The 18,075-nt window shown below is 61.8% G+C and carries 12 protein-coding genes; 4 read left to right on the top strand and 8 right to left on the bottom strand.

Annotated elements, in window-relative coordinates; all coding sequences use genetic code 11:
- Window positions 1–15 precede the first annotated feature (15 nt).
- Complete coding sequence (hrpA, locus tag CBP34_RS10585; protein WP_236748576.1) at window positions 16–3,987, top strand: ATP-dependent RNA helicase HrpA; 3,972 nt, start codon at window positions 16–18, stop codon at window positions 3,985–3,987.
- 54 nt (window positions 3,988–4,041) lie between these two features.
- Here hrpA and CBP34_RS10580 read toward each other — a convergent pair whose 3' ends face one another.
- The 6 genes from CBP34_RS10580 to CBP34_RS10555 form a co-directional block, all read right to left on the bottom strand.
- The gene (locus CBP34_RS10580; RefSeq protein WP_208616321.1) at window positions 4,042–5,538 is read right to left on the bottom strand and encodes a type I restriction-modification system subunit M; all 1,497 of its coding nucleotides are present in this window, start codon (window positions 5,536–5,538) and stop codon (window positions 4,042–4,044) included.
- Between the two features lie 19 nt (window positions 5,539–5,557).
- The gene (locus tag CBP34_RS10575) at window positions 5,558–6,400 is read right to left on the bottom strand and encodes a nucleotidyl transferase AbiEii/AbiGii toxin family protein (RefSeq protein ID WP_086912555.1); all 843 of its coding nucleotides are present in this window, start codon (window positions 6,398–6,400) and stop codon (window positions 5,558–5,560) included.
- Window positions 6,372–7,439 carry a type IV toxin-antitoxin system AbiEi family antitoxin gene (locus tag CBP34_RS10570; protein ID WP_094098008.1) on the bottom strand — a complete coding sequence of 356 codons (1,068 nt, stop codon included), beginning with the start codon at window positions 7,437–7,439 and terminating at the stop codon, window positions 6,372–6,374. The genes CBP34_RS10575 and CBP34_RS10570 overlap by 29 nt, the downstream gene beginning before the upstream one ends.
- A 277-nt stretch (window positions 7,440–7,716) precedes the next feature.
- Entirely contained in the window at window positions 7,717–7,950 is a 234-nt protein-coding gene (locus tag CBP34_RS19785) for a hypothetical protein (protein WP_094098007.1), read from the bottom strand.
- 117 nt (window positions 7,951–8,067) lie between these two features.
- On the bottom strand, window positions 8,068–9,462 hold the full coding sequence (locus tag CBP34_RS10560) for a KAP family P-loop NTPase fold protein (RefSeq protein WP_094098006.1): 1,395 nt from the start codon (window positions 9,460–9,462) through the stop codon (window positions 8,068–8,070).
- A gap of 11 nt (window positions 9,463–9,473) precedes the next feature.
- Window positions 9,474–10,517: a restriction endonuclease subunit S gene (locus CBP34_RS10555; protein ID WP_162290901.1), complete on the bottom strand. Its 1,044-nt coding sequence runs from the start codon at window positions 10,515–10,517 to the stop codon at window positions 9,474–9,476.
- A 97-nt stretch (window positions 10,518–10,614) separates the two neighbouring features.
- On the opposite strand from CBP34_RS10555, the gene CBP34_RS10550 reads away from it, so the two are divergent.
- Window positions 10,615–11,700: an IS630 family transposase gene (locus CBP34_RS10550; RefSeq protein ID WP_094099064.1), complete on the top strand. Its 1,086-nt coding sequence runs from the start codon at window positions 10,615–10,617 to the stop codon at window positions 11,698–11,700.
- A 317-nt stretch (window positions 11,701–12,017) separates the two neighbouring features.
- Here the strand turns inward: CBP34_RS10550 and CBP34_RS10545 are convergent, their stop codons facing one another.
- Entirely contained in the window at window positions 12,018–14,816 is a 2,799-nt protein-coding gene (locus CBP34_RS10545) for a type I restriction endonuclease subunit R (RefSeq protein WP_094098004.1), read from the bottom strand.
- 330 nt (window positions 14,817–15,146) lie between these two features.
- Here CBP34_RS10545 and CBP34_RS10540 point away from each other — a divergent pair, with 330 nt between their 5' ends.
- On the top strand, window positions 15,147–16,844 hold the full coding sequence (locus CBP34_RS10540; protein ID WP_094098003.1) for a long-chain fatty acid--CoA ligase: 1,698 nt from the start codon (window positions 15,147–15,149) through the stop codon (window positions 16,842–16,844).
- Window positions 16,845–16,939: 95 nt separating this feature from the next.
- Here the strand turns inward: CBP34_RS10540 and CBP34_RS10535 are convergent, their stop codons facing one another.
- Window positions 16,940–17,314 (bottom strand): PilZ domain-containing protein, encoded by a 375-nt coding sequence (locus CBP34_RS10535; RefSeq protein WP_094098002.1) that lies wholly within the window; start codon window positions 17,312–17,314, stop codon window positions 16,940–16,942.
- 259 nt (window positions 17,315–17,573) lie between these two features.
- Here CBP34_RS10535 and CBP34_RS10530 point away from each other — a divergent pair, with 259 nt between their 5' ends.
- Window positions 17,574–18,053 carry a type 2 periplasmic-binding domain-containing protein gene (locus CBP34_RS10530; RefSeq protein WP_086912548.1) on the top strand — a complete coding sequence of 160 codons (480 nt, stop codon included), beginning with the start codon at window positions 17,574–17,576 and terminating at the stop codon, window positions 18,051–18,053.
- Window positions 18,054–18,075 lie beyond the last annotated feature (22 nt).

Here is an 18,075-nt window from a genome sequence, read left to right as displayed (position 1 = left end):
CGGCGCGACGAGATCATGGAGGCCATGCGCCAGCACCAGGTCATCATCGTGTGCGGTGAAACCGGCTCGGGCAAGACCACGCAGCTGCCCAAGATCGCGCTGGCGCTGGGCCGGGGCAAGTGCAACGCCAAGCCGGGGCAAAAAGGCCAGCTCATTGGCCACACCCAGCCGCGCCGCATTGCTGCCAGCAGCGTGGCCAAGCGCATCGCCGAAGAGCTGAAGACCCCGCTGGGCGACGTGGTGGGTTTCAAAGTGCGCTTCCAGGACCGCCTTTCGCGTGATGCCTCCGTCAAGCTGATGACCGACGGCATCTTGCTGGCCGAGACGCAGACCGACCCGCTGCTCCGTGCCTACGACACCATCATCATCGACGAGGCGCACGAGCGCAGCCTGAACATCGACTTTCTGCTCGGCTACATCCGCCAGATCCTGCCGCGCCGGCCCGACCTGAAGGTGGTGGTGACCTCGGCCACCATCGATGCGGACCGCTTTGCCAAGCATTTTGAATCTGCAAAAGGCCCCGCGCCCATCATCATGGTGTCGGGCCGCACATTCCCCGTAGAGCAGCGCTACCGCCCGTTTGAAGAAAGCCGCGACTATGGCCTCAACGAGGCCATTGCCGACGGCGTGGATGAGTTGTGGCAGGGCAATGCGGCGGGCGACATCCTCGTATTCCTGCCCGGCGAGCGCGAGATCCGCGAGGCGGCCGACCACCTGCGCAAGCACCTGTCGCACCAGCCGGTGATGCGCAATGCCGAGGTGCTGCCGCTGTTTGCACGCCTGAGCCAGGCCGAGCAGGACCGCATCTTTGACGGCCACACGGGCCGCCGCATTGTGCTGGCCACCAACGTGGCCGAGACCTCGCTGACGGTTCCAGGCGTCCGATACGTCATTGACGCAGGCACAGCGCGCGTCAAGCGCTACAGTTTCAGAAGCAAAGTGGAGCAACTGCTGGTCGAGCCCGTCAGCCAGGCTGCCGCAAACCAGCGCGCCGGCCGCTGCGGCCGTGTGGCCAACGGCATCTGCATCCGCCTGTACGACGAGGCCAGCTTCAACAGCCGCCCGCGTTTTACCGACCCCGAAATCCTGCGCAGCTCGCTCGCAGGCGTCATCCTGCGCATGAAGTCGCTGCACCTGGGTGACGTGACGCAGTTTCCGTTCATCGAGGCGCCCTCGGGCCGCGCGATTGCCGACGGCTACCAGCTACTGGCCGAACTGGGCGCGGTGGACGATGCCAATGAACTCACGCCCATGGGCACAGAGCTGTCACGCCTGCCGCTCGATCCGCGCGTGGGCCGCATGATCATCGAGGCGCGTGACCGCAAGGCGCTCGATGAGGTGCTGGTGATTGCCAGCGCGCTCAGCGTGCAGGACGTGCGCGACCGCCCCATGGAGGCGCAGCAGCAGGCCGACCAGGCGCAGGCCAAGTTCGACGACGACAAGAGCGAGTTCAGCGGCTACCTGAAGCTGTGGAAGTGGATCAACGAGGCCCGGGGCGGCGCGCCCAGCCTGCCATCGGCCCGCGCGCAGAAGGCCATGGCCGCCCACAAGGCCCCTTCGCAAGCCTTTCTGCCCGTGGCCCAGCGCACGGTTGCGGCCGTGCAGCCCGCGCCCGCGGCCGCGGTGCCTGCGCCCACCCACAAGCTCAGCAACCGCCAATATGAGCAGCTGCTGCGCCAGAACTTCATCAGCATCCGCCGCCTGCGCGAGTGGCGCGACATCCACACCCAGCTGCTCACGGTGGTGACCGAGCACAAGTGGCAGATCAACACCCAGCCCGCCAGCTACGAGCAGCTGCACCTGTCCATGCTGGCCGGCCTGCTGGGCAACGTGGGCGCCAAGAGCGACGAGGAAGACTGGTATCTGGGCGCACGCGGCATCAAGTTCTACAAGCACCCCGGCGCGCACCTGTCCAAAAAGCCGGGCCGCTGGATCATTGCGTCGGAACTGGTCGAAACCACGCGCCTGTTTGGCCGGGGCATCGCCGCCATCGAGCCGCAGTGGCTGGAGCAGATGGGCGGGCACCTTTTAAAGAAGCAGCTGCTCGACCCGCATTGGGAGAAAAAGTCTGCCGAAGTGGTGGCGCTGGAGCGCGCCACACTCTACGGCATCGTCGTCTACAACAACCGCCGCGTGAACTTCGGCAAGGTAGACCCCCACGCCGCGCGCGAGGTCTTCATCCGCGAAGCGCTGGTGGGCGGCAACTGGGAGACCAAGCTGCCGTTTCTGGCCGCCAACCAGAAGCTCATCGCCAAGGTCGAAGAGCTGGAACACAAGTCGCGCCGCCAGGACGTGCTGGTGGATGACGAACTCATTTACGCCTTTTATGACCAGCAACTGCCGCCCGAGGTGTGCAGCGGCCACAGCTTCGAGGCCTGGTACCGTGAGGAAAGCAAAAAGCAGCCCGACCTGCTCAAGCTCACGCGCGAAGAGCTCATGCGCCACGAGGCCGCAGGCATCACCACCAACGCCTTTCCCAAGACGGTGCGGCTGGGTGGTGTGGACTGCGCCGCCAGCTACCTGCACGAGCCCGGCGACCCGCGCGACGGCATCACGGTGACCATTCCGCTGTTCGTGCTCAACCAGGTGAGCGACGAGCGCTGCGAGTGGCTGGTGCCCGGCATGCTCAAGGACAAGATCCAGGCCCTGCTCAAAAGCCTGCCCCAGCGCCCGCGCAGCCGCTTTGTGCCGCTGCCCGACAGCGCCACGCGCCTGGCCGAACTGCTGGGCGCACCCGAGCGTTTTGGCACCGGCAGCCTGACCGACGTGCTGCTCAAGCAGGTGCGCGACGAAACCTCGCTCGATGTGAAGCGCGCCGACTTCAAGCTCGACATGCTCAGCCCGCACCTGTTCATGAACTTCCGCGTGGTCGATGAGCACGGCCGTCAGCTCGGCCACGGCCGCAACCTGGGCGCGCTCAAGGCCGAGTGGGGCGCCAAGGCGCGCGGCGCGTTCCAGGCGCTGGCGGGGCTCAAGCTCGGCGGTGCGGCAGAGGGTTCGAAATCTGAATCAAATATGCCTCAAGCGCTTGATGGTAAAGCGCAAGCAGCTATTCAATCAGGAGTAAAAGGTGGCGCTCAGCCTGCCCAGCCCGCCAAACCAGCCAGCACCACGCCATCGGCCCCCTCAACCCCGGCTGGCCAGCGCTACACCACCTGGGCGTTTGGCGAGCTGCCCGAGCTCATGGAGATCAAGAAGGCCGGCCAGACGCTGATTGGCTTTCCGGCGCTCATCGACGGCGGCGACGCCGTGACCATCGAAGTTTTCGACGAGCCTGAAGTGGCAGCCGCCAAGCACCGCGCGGGCCTGCGCCGCCTGTTTACGCTGCAGATCAAGGACGCGCTCAAGTACCTCGAAAAGAACATTCCCGACCTGCAGAAGATGGCCGTGGCCTACATGCCGCTCGGAACGCAGGAAGAACTGCGCACCCAGATCATCGACGTGGCGCTCGACCGCGCCTTTTTGCTCGACCCGCTGCCCACCGACGAGTTCGCCTTCAAGCGCCGCGTGGAAGAGGGCAGGGGCCGCCTCACGCTGATCGCCAATGAAGTTGCCCGCCTGGCGGCCACCATCCTCACCGAATACGCGGCAGCCGCCCGCAAGATCAAGGACACCAAGAACGCGCCCGAGGCCACGGCGGACGCACAGCAGCAACTGCAACGCCTGGTGCCCAAGAACTTCATTGCCGCAGCTCCGTGGACGCAACTGGCCCACTACGCCCGCTACCTCAAGGCCATCACCCTGCGGCTCGACAAATACCGCGCCGACCCCGCCCGCGACGCCGCCAAACTGGCCGAGCTGCGCCCGCAAGAGCAGCGCTACTGGCGCCTGGTGGCCGAGCGCAAGGGTGCCGTGGATGCGCGCATGCAAGAGCTGCGCTGGCTGCTGGAAGAGTTGCGCGTGAGCTTCTTCGCGCAAGAGCTGCGCACGCCCCAGCCGGTGAGTGTGAAGCGGCTGGACAAGTTGTGGGCGCAGATTCAGAGCTGAGTGGATCAGAGCGCAGTAGAGGAGGGTGGGCGCATGCCTACCGCTTCATCTCCATCACTCTTCAACCACTTCCCCCAGGTCGCCCGCAATCAGCTTGAACTGTTCCAGCGCGGCCTGCAGGTCTTCCACGATCTCCAGGGCAATCACGCCGGGCGCGGGCAGGTTGTCGCTGTCGGCCAATGAATCATCTTTGAGCCAGAAGATGTCCAGGCTGGTTTTGTCGCGCGCCACCAGTTCGTCGTAGCCGTAAGCGCGCCAGCGGCCCGCGGGGTTCTCGGGTGACCAGGTGGCCTGCCGCTGCTGGCGGCTATCGGCCTGGTACAGCGCCACAAACTCGTCCAGGTCAGCGCGGGTCAGCGGGTTGGTCTTGAGCGTGAAGTGTTTGTTGGTGCGCAGGTCGTAAATCCACAGCTGCTTGGTCCATGGCGTTTCGCTGGCGGGCTTCTTTTCAAAGAACAGCACGTTGGCCTTTACGCCCTGGGCGTAGAACAGGCCCGTGGGCAAGCGCAGCAGCGTGTGCACATCGCACTCGTGCAACAGTTTTTTGCGAATGGTCTCGCCTGCGCCGCCTTCAAACAGCACGTTGTCGGGCAGCACCACCGCGGCGCGGCCGTGGGTGGTGAGCAGCGTCTTGATGTGCTGCACAAAGTTAAGCTGCTTGTTGCTGGTGGTGGCCCAGAAGTCGTCGCGCTCGATGGTGTCCTTCTCGGTGCTGGTGCGGCCGTCTTCACCCACGATGACGGTGCTGCTCTTCTTGCCAAAGGGCGGGTTGGCCAGCACCACCTCATAGCGCTCGCCGGGGTCGGCCGCCAGTGCGTCGCCCACCACCACGGGCACCTGCTTTTCGGAGCCAATGCCGTGCAACATCATGTTCATGGCGCACACGCGGGCCGTGCCCTGCACCAGCTCATAGCCGGTGAAGGCTTTTTCCTTCAGGTGCTTGAGCTGGTCGCGCGTCAGGCTTTTGTTATGGCTGGTGATGTAGTTGTGCGCGGTGAACAAGAAGCCACCCGTGCCGCAAGCCGGGTCGGTAATGCGCTCGCCGGGCTGCGGGGCAATGCAGTCCACCATGGCCTGAATGAGTGCGCGTGGCGTGAAATACTGGCCCGCGCCGCTCTTGGTGTCTTGCGCGTTTTTCTCCAGCAGGCCCTCATATGCATCGCCCTTTACATCGGCGCCCAGAATCGTCCAGGTTTCGGCCCCGATCAAATCCACGACCACGCGGCGCAGCTTGGCCGGGTCTTGAAACTTGTTTTGCGCCTTGCCAAAAATCAGGCCCAGCGTGCCTTTTTCTTGCCCCAGCTTTTCCAGCGCATGGCGGTAGTGGTCAAACAGCTCGTCGCCGTCCTTGGCCAGCAGCGTGGGCCAGGCGTAGGCTGCTGGCACGATGCTGGGCTGGTTGTACGGCGGCTGCGATCGCTCGTCGGCCATCTTCAGGAACAGCAGGTAGGTGAGCTGCTCCACATAGTCGCCATAGCTCATGCCGTCGTCGCGCAGCACGTTGCAGTAGTTCCAGAGCTTCTGGACGAGGGAGTTGGTGGTGATGCTCACTTTGGATGGTTCTGGTGAATCAGGTTTTCTGAAAGAGTTCAGTGCAAAGCGCATGGATCATTCGGCGTGCCCGCGCCAGCGCCACGCCAGACTGCTTGGCCAGCAACAGTGGCCCTTGCTCATCTGTTTCTGGCTGCAATATCGCCACGATGCGCCGGGCAGCAGGCGCGTCCATCAGTGGCAGCATGTCGCGGGCCAGCAGCCGTGCGCTGACCTCTTCATGGTCAAAGTCGTCTACCTCGAATAGATCGGCGTGTTGGGTGCCTGCGTATTCGTAGTTGTCGCATTCAAGATAGTGCCGCAGGTAAAGCAGCAAATCCGGCGCATCACGCCCAGGGTGTGTCAGTTTGCGGTCTTGCCAAGCAGTGATCTTGAGCATGGCCAGCGCAGGCATGCTCGCCACCTGAGCCCATACGTTTTCTGGTAACTGCACCTTGTGACTGGCTTGCAGCGCTTCACGCATGCCAAAGCAGTCAAACACGGTGTGCTCATCAGGGGGCCAGGCCAGGGTGCGGTCGGCCCGTTCCACGCCGCCGAACGGCACGATGTCCAGTGGGTACTTCGTTTGCTTATGGCGCAGTTTGTGGGTGGCATCGTTAGATACGGCCTCAAACTCCCCGCACTCAATCAGCGCCTGGCGCAAGGCAGCGAAAGTGCCCCAGTCGCGCACCATCACGCCAAAGTCCATGTCCTGTGTTTTTCGCTGGGTGTCGATGCCATGCACATGCAGCAGCATCACGTCGCGCGCAGCAGCCCCCATCAGAAAAAAGTCTGTGCCCAGCGGCAGTGCCACCGCCCGCAGCGGGCGTACTACCTGTGCCAACGGCACCAGATCAAACCTGGCGGATAAGTCGTGCAACATGGTCTTCGTACAGGCGTTTGGCAGTTTCAAGGCACCGCGCGTCGCCGGTGGCCATCAGGTCGGCATACACCAGCACGGGCGGTACACAAGGCCCAGCCATCTCGTCTTGAGGAAAATGCCAAAACCGGCGGCGCACCTCCACCACGGCCTTGTGCGCCACGTCTGGTTCTTTGGCAAAGCGGTAGCGTGCTGCCAGTGGGCCGGGCAGTTTGTCGGCATACATCGTCAGCTCGCCGGGCGTGAGGTAACTGGTAAGCAGCGCGCCAGCGGGCTCGCCGCCCCATTGGGCACCATGCTGGGCAAGCGGCCACTCTTGCCAATCGGCAATAGCCGGCACGTAGTAACGGCCCAGCAAGGTGCGCGGCCGCAGCTGGCGGGCATAGGCGTCTGCCCACTGCGCGAGCAGTCGCTCGCCATCAAACAACCGGCGGGTGCCGCGCTTGCCATTGAGGTCTGCCACAAAACCCTGGCTCTGCAGGTCTGGCATGACCCAGCCCACCGTGCCATGCGCTACACCAGCGCGTGCTGCCAACTCGCGGTAGGGCAAATTGACCCACTCGGGGTGGCAAAGCAGTGCAAACAGCACTTGCAAACCGGTGGATTGAAAGGCCCGCCCCACCTGCGGCGCCGCTGCCTTGGTCAAGGGTTTGCGGCCTGTGGCCCATACCAGAACATGGGGCTGCTGAATGAAGGCATTGCCCACCGTGTCGACAAACTCACGCCCCTGCTTGCGCAGGGCGTCTGCCATATCCTGGCGGATGTAGTCGGCCACCAAGAGCCCTGGCAAGCTGTGCGCCGCCGCTTGCCGGTCGAGCTGATGCAGGGCAGCGCCCAGGTTGGCCGGGCGCAACTGGCGGCGCACTTCGACCACGTACCTTTGGCCCTTGCCACCGCGGCCAATCTGCAGCACGGCGTCTGCATGCGCCACGCCCCCCTGCGGTTGAATGGGCTCCCATTGCGCGTCCAGCCCCAGGTCGCGAGCGGCCTGCAACGCCGCGTTCAGGAGAAGGGTTTCAGGTGGGGGAGGTGTTTTGTCCATTTTTGATGATTGTCCACGATTGTTGGACAAATCTCAATAATGGACAAAGTACGCGGTCATGCGCGCAACATCCATGGCGGGTGGGGATCGCAGTTCCGCTGTTGGCGCGGCTTGCGGAGCCTGTGCGGCAGAAGGTGTCGAAGCGAAAAGCGGTTCCGGCGAGGACAGTTTTTGCCGCCTTCGCAGGCCCATAGCCCTGCTATGGGGCAAGAAGGCGGTGAAAAACGGACTGCCGCAGCCGCTTTGCAGCCGACGCTCCTTCTGCCGCGCAGGCTCCTCACAGCAGGTACACCCCGGTCTGCGCCAGCTCGGGCCGGGCCTTGACCTGCGGCAGCAGCGCACGCGGGAACACCAGCGCCTTGCCGATCCAGTCGGGGCGACGCTGGGCCAGGGCCGTGATGCGGCGCGCCGCTGGCCGGGATGAGATGCAAGGCGCAAACCGCAGACATGGCCATTGCCATGGCGAGGATTTGCAACGCCGCAGATCGCCCGGCAAGCGGATGCGCAGCACGCGGACCTGGCTCGGTGTCGCCCCCTACTTGTCGACGATGCGCAGGCCGTCGGGGTCGCCGTCTGCGACGAAAATGCGGAGGGAGAAAGGCTGATTCACACTACTAGCCTTTTCATATCAATCTCTAAAAGATACCGCGACATCAATCTTTGACGCTGATGTTCTGTAATCGAATCTATTGCGATAACCCGCAACTATTCGATTGCGAAAATTCAACATTTCCTGCGCACGTGAGCGCTCGGCAGGATCACCCTCATTTGACTTCCAAAGGTCTTCGAGCTTTTTGTAATGCGCATTCACTCGGTCAGTATTCGGATCGCCCGCGAGCAAATAGGATTCAATCAGCATACCTGGACGATCTGCCACTAGCTCGCTTCCACCCGGTAAAGCCTTCAACGCCTCCATAGCTGCCCCCACAGACAACGTACCTTTGCACAAAGCACGGAAGGATTCAGGTTGCTTTGTACGGAGGGCAATCAAATACGACACCAAAATCGCGTCAAGATAGTGATTTTCCGGCGTTTGGTGCATGACGACCGCCAACATGGTGACGCATCGCTCACGGGCTCGCAACGACAACTGAAACACATCTGCCAGTGCAGAAAAGTAGTCAACAAAGTGACTCTTGTCGTACTGCAATTCCCCTCTGCGCCCTACAAAAATATCGTCCATCCCAAACCGGGTGAGCAGTGTTGTGGTGTGACGCTTGGAGTCAATTTTCGGAATGCCAAACTCAAGATCAAAGAAGCGCCTCAAGTATTCCTGCGTGTCTGACTTTTCGCCATAAACCGACGCAACACTCGCAGAAAGCTGCGCCTTATCAACAGAAAGTACAAAAACGATATTCGACAGATCAAACAGGTGTTTGATACGTTCTAAAAGTTCAATTGCAAATGTGGGGCGGCAACGGTCCAACTCATCAATGAAGAAGATGAGTGAATCCCGCTTTCCACCCTCTTTCAATTGAGCTACTGCCGCCTCAAGGTCGTCGCGGAGCTTCTTCAACGCAGCCTTTTCCTTTTGAAAAGCATCGATCGCATCACCAGTAACACCACCAGCGACGTCGGCCGCAACAGCCTCAAACTCGCGCTCCAAATCCAATGCGCCAAGAGTTGCTGCCTTTGCTCCTGCAATCAATCCACGCTTCGCTACAGCAGTGGTTATCTTCTTGACACTAGTGAGATGCTTTTTGAAAGTGGTCTTAGCCTCGCCATCCACAAAATCAATGCAATCCAACTCTGACACCAATGCCACCAACGGATCATCAACAAAGTCGGTCTGCCAGGCATTGAAGTACACGCACTGGAAATTCGCCTGCTCCAGTTTGGCTTTCAACATTCTCACTAGCGTCGTTTTACCTGTTCCCCATGGCGAATCAAGCGCCAGCACAAACGGGCCGTTGAACTTGTCAAGTAGTCCAGCAAGAAACTCCACGGCTGGCTTACGCTCAAGTGCGTCGTTACGAAACGGGTCATCAGAGGGAATCTCTAGCTCAGGCAATCGAAACTTCATTGGTGCAAATCCTAATGTTGAGTTGATGCTGTAAAGGCTTTCGCAAGGGTCGCCTGCCGCAGCGCCTGCGCGCGCTGGAGGTTGGCATCGACCTCGGCTGCGACTTCGCGAATGATGGACAGGTGGCGGTCTACTTCGGCGACGATTCGGACTTGCTCGGCGATTGGCGGCAGTGCCACGGGAATCATTCGAATGTTCCCCATTGACAATGAAGGTTGCGCAACCGCCTTAGTGAGTCCTAGGGCTAAATTCTTGCCAGTAGGTGATCGAAGAAACATCTCAACATAGGGCGAATTCACATTCGCTGGGTCTACCCGAATCATGGCGATGTTGGGACCAAGAAAGTATTCCCGGTCATTCGGTGTGCAGGCGACGTTTCCGGTTCCGGCGCCAACGAAGACCATCAATAGATCTCCAGCCCCAACTCGCGACCGAGTAAGGGTACTAACTGAATCGCTGTGGACGCGAGAGAAGTCGGTCCGCCTAAACCCATCCGGCCCTGCGTTTTCAGCTTTCAATACAGCGAGGTCACCATCATTCGCGTATGTGACGTATTTCGTGTATTCAAAACCTGCGAGCTTCGTCACGAAAGCAATGGCGTCAACAGCAATCCACGTCCACCCGTCAGGCAAGCCACCAAGTACGGACTGATTTGCAGCGTCCGGCTCTTTGTACTTTCCACGCCCCGCCCACTTCGCCCGCCGCTCCCCAAGAATCCGCTGCAAAAGCTGTTCGCCGGTCTCGTAGGTGCGGCCTTCACGGCGGGCCAGGGAGGCTTCGGTTTCTACGAGGCGGCCTTCGACGGCGGCTTTGAGGACGGAGGCTTTGTAGCGTTTGAGGTTGGCTTTGACGCGCTGGAGGTTGGCGACGGCTTCGTCGAGGCGGGAGAACTGTTTTTCGAGTTCGGCGACGATTTCGCGCTGCGTCTCAAGGCCGGGACATGGCACAGGAATGTCCAGCATCGTGCCTTGACTGACGGTGTTCTGCCCGGCGCTGGACACCATGTTCAATTCGATGTGGCGCCTTACAGTCTGCGAGTTGAAGTAGTGCGCCAAATACCGATGATCCACTAGTGTCCTGAGTTAAAAATTCATTGAATTATTTTCTGCCAATGCAATCAGTCGTGTGGTGTCATTGCACGATGAGGTGGCCATGAGCGGAAGACCAAAGACTCCATTGGTGTTGAGCGTGACGGAGCGCGAACAGCTGATCGCGCTGACCAAGCGTCGCAAGACGGCGCAGGCTCTGGCGTTGCGAGCGCGCATCGTGCTGGCCTGTGCCGAAGGTTCGGATAACAAAGTGGTGGCAGCGCGCCAGCGGGTCACGCAGCAGACGGTATCGAAGTGGCGCGGTCGGTTTGTCCAGCTGCGGCTGGACGGTCTGCTTGACGCACCGCGCCCGGGTGCACCGCGTACGATCGACGATGCCCGAGTCGATGCCGTCATCGCCAAGACGCTGGAGTCCGTGCCCGCTGGTGCCACGCACTGGAGCACGCGCAGTATGGCGCGCGCCATGGATGTGTCACAGACGGCTGTGAGTCGAATCTGGCGGGCTTTCGGCTTGCAGCCGCACCGCCATGAAACCTTCAAACTCTCCAGTGATCCGCTGTTCGTCGAGAAGGTGCGCGACATTGTCGGCCTGTACATGGATCCGCCGCTCAAGGCGATGGTGTTGTGCGTGGATGAGAAGAGCCAGATCCAGGCGCTGGACCGTACACAGCCGATCCTGCCGCTGGCACCGGGCATCCCCGAGCGGCGAACCCACGACTACATGCGCCATGGCACGACGACGCTGTTTGCGGCGCTGGACATTGCCACGGGCGAAGTGATCGGGGAGTTGCATCGGCGCCATCGCAGCACGGAGTTCCTGCAATTTCTGCGAACCATCGAAGCCAACGTGCCTGCTGGCTTGGACGTGCATCTGGTGATGGACAACTACGGCACGCACAAGACCCCCTCAATCAGGGCATGGTTCGGCAGACATCCCAGGTTTCACGTGCACTTCACGCCCACCTCTGCATCCTGGCTGAACCAGGTCGAGCGCTGGTTCGCCACCCTGACCGAGAAGTGCATCCGTCGCGGCACGCACAGATCAACAAGACAGCTCGAACAAGCAATCCGCGAATACCTCGAACTCAACAACGCGGATCCAAAACCATTCGTCTGGGCCAAGTCCGCCGACGACATCCTTGCAAGCATCGAAAGATTTTGTCTGCGAATTTCTAACTCAGGACACTAGGGCTTGATTCGGTCGCAAGCGAATGAAGTGATCGCAGTACGCCCAAACGCGATTCGCTCGGAATTGGATCACCCGGCCAACTAGAGCCTTGCTGCCGTTTACTCGGATGCAAACGAGGTCGCCGTGTTGGAGTGCGTACTTGGCAAGTTCCTTGGCAGTGAGGCGAAATTCTCTGGGGTCTGACTCGTCGATGCTGCCTGCTGTTATGTTTGCAAGTCGCAATACCGGTGTTTCCATCCCATCTGCGCCGCTACGTTTCGAGAGCCCGTTCTGAGATTCCAGAATCAAGTCGCGAAGTGGAATCATGGAAAGTTCACTCACGCCGCCAACTCCCGATTCAGTTCTTCAATCACCTTGGGCAGTTCCGCGCCAAAGAGCTGGTGCACTTTGCCCAGGCCGCCTTGGGCATTGAAGGGGGCGTATTCAAAGTCGTCTATTTCAATGCCGAGGTTGGCGGCGATGTGGTCGCGGATCATTTCTAGCCAGTGTTGTTGCTCAGTGGTGAACGGGTTGTTGTTGCTTGTCTGCTGGTGCTGGGCCAGCCAGGCTTTGAAGTTGGCCTGCACGCGCTCGGGGTAGGGCACCAGTTCGTTGGTCTGCTGCATGGCAAAGCGCACCAGGCTGACCAAGTCCGTCAACAGGCGGCGCTGCGTGGCGCCTTTCACTGCGCCTTTGCGCAGTGTGGCGTAGGCCTGCCACAGGGCGCCTTCGTCAATGTTCAGCGGCGGGGCGTGCAGGGCGTCGGCCAAGGCTTGCACGTCTTCAAACTTGAGCGGGGCGCGCGTGGGGCGGCTATACAAGATTTGCAGGGCGGTGATTTCGTCTTTGTGCTGCTTGATGAAATCTTCAAAGCTTTGCACCAGCGCCCCAGCGTGACCTTCGCGGTCGCTGCCTTCGCTAAAGCCGGCGTGCAGCAGGCTGTCTTGGGTGACCGTGTCGATCACCAGGTCGGCCTTTTGCTTCATTTTTAATAGCTGCTCGCGCAGGGCGGGAGCGGCGAATGGCTTGGTTGCATCCCGAAGGCGCTGGTTGGCCTCGGCGGGCGACATGTCTTGGGTGGCGTCGATGGCCAGGGCGTCCACAATGCCGCGCGCCAGCTCGCGCAGGGTTTTGCCGCCACTCAGCTCTACCACCTTGGCGCGGTCGGCATCGCTGGCGTCTTTGTCCAGCCGGGCCAGGCGGGCGGCGATGCTTGATAGGACATCGTCTTCCACATTGCCCAGGCTCACGGCTTGCAGCAGTTTGTCCAGGGGCACGCTTTTCTTGGTGTCCATGGGGCGGCTGTCGGTTTTGTCGCGCTCGCACACACCCACGCAATCGACGATGACGAAATGGTCCTTCTTGATGTGTTCGCCGGGGTTGACGCTGCGCAGGTCGTCGTCTTTGCACACGCGCACGCCACGGCCTTTCATCTGCTCGAAGAAGCTGCGGCTTTTCACGCTGCGCATGAAGACGACGATTTCCACCGGTTTGATGTCGGTGCCGGTGGCGATCATGTCCACCGTGACGGCCACGCGGGGGTAGTAGCCGGTGCGGAAGTCTTTAATCAGCTGCTCGGGGCTGGTGCCGCCGCCCTGGGCGCTGCGGTAGGTGATTTTTTGCGCAAACTCGTTTCCGCGGCCAAACTCTTCGCGCAGGATTTCGACAATCTTTTCGGCGTGGTTGTCGTCTTTGGCAAAGATGAGGGTTTTGGGCAGCTCTTGCCGCTGGGGGAACATGTCGGGCTGCCAGCGGTCGCGCAGGGTGCGCACCACGGTGCGGATCTGGTCGGGCGTTTGCACGGCGCGGTCCAGCTCTTCGGGCTGGTATTCAAAGTCGTCGTCCAGCTGCCAGGCGGTTTTGCGGCGGGTGGCCTTGTCTTGCGTTTCCAGCCAGAAGCCTTTGTCCACCTTGGCGCCTTGCTCGCTCACTTCGGTTTTGATGCGGTAGACGTCGTAGTTGACGTTCACGCCATCGGCCACGGCCTGGGCGTGGCCGTATTCCACGACCAGGTTTTGGTTGAAGAAGCCAAAGGTCTGTTTGTTGGGCGTGGCGGTCAGGCCAATCAGGTACGCGTCAAAGTATTCCAGCACCTGGCGCCACAGGTTGTAGATGCTGCGGTGGGCCTCGTCGGTAACCACAATGTCAAAGCTCTCGATGGGTATGGCCGGGTTGTAGCCAATGGGCTCGGGGTCTTTGAACAGGCCTTCGATGCGTTCGGTGCTTTCTTCGTCGGCCTCTTCGGTCAGCTCGCGCCCTTTGAGCATGCTGAACATGCGCTGGATGGTGCAGATGACCACGCGGGCGCTGGTGTCGAGCTGGTTGCTTTGCAGGTGCTGAACGATGTATTCCTCGCCAAACTTGTAGTTGTTGTAGGGGCTGGCGTAGGCGTCAAACTCTTTTTTGGTCTGGCGTGCCAGGTTGCCCCGGTCTACCAAGAACAGCACGCGCCGCGCGCCGCCAAACTTGATGAGGCGGTAGATGAAGCCGATGCTGGTGAAGGTTTTGCCGCTGCCGGTGGCCATCTGGATCAGGGCCTTGGGCTTGTTGGCGGCGAGGCTTTTTTCCAGGTTGGTGATGGCGCCAATTTGGGCGGGCCACAGTGCATAGTGCGCGCCGCCGCTGCCCCATTCGGTAACCAGCTTGGGCATGGCGCGCATGCGGGCCAGAAAGGTGCTGGGCGCTTCGCTGACACCTTGGCTGCCTACTGCCGGGGGCAGCAGTGCCAGCCACTGTGCCAGCAGCTCGGGGCGGAAGAAGGCGAACACGCTGCGGGCGCGCGGCTCAGGGTCCAGACCGTTGGTGAAGTGGGTTTCTACGCCGGTGCTTTCCCACACAAAGGGCAGGGGGCGATGCCAGGCGGGCAGGCTGGTGGGCAGGCCTTGGGCGTAGCGGCCACTTTGCAGCTCTACGCCGGTCAGGGTGGCGCCTTGCTTCTTGGCCTCGATGATGCCGCAGGCTTTGCCATTGATATACAGCATGTAGTCGGCAAAACCGAAGCCGTTGTTGAGCGGGAACTCGCGGATGGCCACGCCGGTGCTGGCATGGATGTTGGCATTCGCCACATTGCAGACGTGCCAGCCCGCCGCCACCAACAGTGCATCTATCGTTACCCTGGCTTTGGCCTCTGGCGTCATGCTTGCTCCCCCTGCGGGCCATTCTAGGGTGGCAAGATGCGGTTGACTGGTCGTGTGCAGGCGCTGTGGTTGTGTTTTCTTGCCAATGGCGCGGTTATTGGCAAGAAATGCCAGGCATCGGGGCCGTTGCAGGCCGGGCTGTCACGGGCCGCCGTGAGCTGCGCAGGCCATCGTGAGGGAAAGTCGTTTCCCCACTTCCACCCCGCAATCCCCGGCGATAGCCCGTGGCCCGCCAGTCGCTCTTGCGTCACCAGCGCGACGCGGCATCGGTGGCTTCCCCAATGCCACCCAGGCCCATCGCCTCTAGGCTGCGGGTTAAAGGAATTACCCATGCGCCCTCACTTCAAGTTCTGGCCTCGCCGCCTTCCGCACTCCATCACGCTGCCCGCCACCTCGCTGTGGGACAACCTGGCTATCAGTGCGCGCCGATACCCGGACAAGGCGGCGCTGGTGTTCTTTGGCCGGTCGGTGAGTTACCGGGAGTTGGTGGAAGGGGCTGAACGCCTGGCCGCCCGGCTGGCGCAGCTGGGCGTGCAGCGCGGCGACCGCGTGGTGCTGTGCATGCAGAATTGCCCCCAACTGGTGATGGCGCATTTCGCCATCCTGCGGGCCAACGCGGTGGTGGTGCCGGTCAACCCGATGAACCGGGCCGAGGAGCTCAAGCACTACATCACCGACCCCGATACGAAGGTGGCCATCACCACTGGCGACCTCGCGCCCGAGCTGGCCAAGGCGAGCAACGCGCTGGCACCCGCAGAGCGCCTGGCGCACCTGGTGGTGACGCAGTTCACCGATGCTTTTGACGCCGACGTTGCGGGCCCTGATGCACAGCCCGAAACCTGGCGCGAGTGGCTGTGCACCGTCCATGCCCTGCCTGCGCTCGAAGGCGGTCAGGCGCACGCCTGGGCCGATGCGCTGGCCTGCGCCGCCGCCCCCCCCGCGCTGCTGGTGGGCCTGGGCGACCTGGCCGTGTTGCCCTACACCAGCGGCACCACCGGCCTGCCCAAGGGCTGCATGCACCTGCACAAAAGCATCATGCACAACGCGGTGGCCAGCAGCCTGTGGGGCAACGGAACAGCCGACAACGTGACGCTGGCCGTGGTACCCATGTTCCACATCACGGGCATGGTGAGCGTGATGCACGCGGCCATCTACATGGGGGCCACGCTGCTGGTGATGCCCCGGTGGGACCGCGAGCTGGCCGGGCGCCTGATCTCGCGCTACCAGGTGACCAACTGGACCAACATTCCCACCATGGTCATCGACCTGCTGGCCAGCCCGAATTTTGCGCAGTACGACCTATCGAGCCTGGTTTATATCGGCGGTGGCGGAGCGGCCATGCCCCAGGCCGTGGCCCAGCGGCTGCTGGAGCAATATGGCCTGCGCTATGCAGAAGGGTATGGGCTTACCGAGACGGCGGCGCCGTCGCACACCAATCCGCCCGACAACCCCAAGCAGCAGTGCCTGGGCATCCCGTTCATCGGCACCGATGCCCGCGTGATCGACCCCGAAACCCTGCAGGAGATGCCCGTGGGCGAGCAGGGCGAAATCATCATCCACGGCCCCGAGGTGTTCGAGGGCTACTGGAAGCGGCCCGATGCCACGGCTGCGGCCTTCATCGAGTTCGAGGGCAAGCGCTTCTTCCGCTCGGGCGACCTGGGGCGCATGGACGAAGACGGCTACTTCTTCTTGACCGACCGGCTCAAGCGCATGATCAACGCCAGTGGATTCAAGGTGTGGCCGGCCGAGGTGGAAGCGCTGATGTTCCGCCACCCCGCGGTTCAGGAGGCCTGCATCATCGCCGCCAACGACAGCTACCGGGGCGAGACCGTGAAGGCCGTGGTGGTGCTGCGCCCCACGCACCAGGACACGTCCGTACAACAGATCATCGACTGGTGCCGCGAAAACATGGCGGTGTACAAGGCGCCGCGCATCGTGCAGTTTGTCAGCGCGTTGCCCAAAAGCGGCAGCGGCAAGGTGATGTGGCGCCTGCTGCAGGAAAAAGAAGCGCCAGCAACAAGCCCCTGAAGCCGCCGATGGCAAGGGCTGATCGTGGGGGTGCAGCCGGTGCAGCCTTCACTTCCCGTCACTTCGGCCGCACGCTGGCACGGCGTGCTTGCGGTTCAGTGCGCCGGGGCCGCGTGCGTCAATTCGGCCAGATCGCGTTCGAGCAGGGCCGGGTCGCCGAGCTGCATCTCGATGAGGCGGCGCAGATGGGTCACGCTGTCCAGGTCAATGCCCCGGCACAGCAGCCCCGTGTGCAAGCCCTCCACATGGGCGACCTCGGTGGACATGGCAATGTGGTTGCCGGTTTCAGTGAGCGACAAGGTGAGCTGGCAGCGCATTCCGGGTTGAAGCTGCACCTGGGCGGGGACCGTGATGAGTGCGCCTTTGAGCGAAAGGTCCAGCACATGCACGCTGAACGTATCGGTGGCGGTGGCGAGCAGGGCCGGTGCATCAAAACTGACACGGACAAAGTGGCGGCGTTCGTAGGGCATCGCGGTCTCCTGGCCTGGCGGGGATGTCCCCATGCTACTGCAGCCCATGCCGCAAGCCCATCGTTGCAGAAAGTGCAATCTGTCAAATGCTATTAAAAACATAGCTGTAGGCGCTTGCGAATAAAGCGCAATGGCCGTTTTTCATGGGTATCATTGCATCGTTGTTGACCATTTGCTTACATCTTTTGTGCAGCATTGGGCGATCAGCCCCGCCGATCTTGTTACAACTGGGCTGTTTTTCGTTCCACCAGGACCCAACATGAACCTCACTTTCCGTCACCTGATGTCCGGGGCAGCCACGGCGTTGCTGCTGGTTGCCGCCGCAGGCGCCCAGGCCCAAACCTATTTCAACTCCACCGTGGGCGGGCAGCTGGCTCCCGGCGTGTATGGACGCATCGACATTGGCAATGCACCGCCGCCACCGCTGATCTATGCCGAGCCCGTGATCATCCACCGGCCGGCCGTGATGGTGCAGCGCTCCCCGATCTATATGCATGTGCCGCCCGGTCACGCCAAGAACTGGGGCAAGCATTGCGCCCGCTACAACGCCTGCGGCCAGCCGGTTTACTTTGTGAAAGAGCCGGTTCGTGGCCAGTATTACGGTGGCCGGCCTGGGTACGACGGTCGGGATGACCGTCGCTGGGACGATGGCCATCGTGGCGGCGGCAAGCACGACAGGGGCGACCGTCACGACGGGCGCGGTGAAGGCCGTGGCAAGGGCCACGGGCATCGCGACTGATCTGCCCCCACCCGTGAACGCC

The sequence above is a fragment of the Acidovorax carolinensis genome (assembly GCF_002157145.1).
Taxonomy (GTDB): domain Bacteria; phylum Pseudomonadota; class Gammaproteobacteria; order Burkholderiales; family Burkholderiaceae_C; genus Acidovorax; species Acidovorax carolinensis.
The sequence above is the reverse complement of the archived record's forward strand: the minus strand, read 5'-3'. Positions and strand labels throughout refer to the sequence as shown.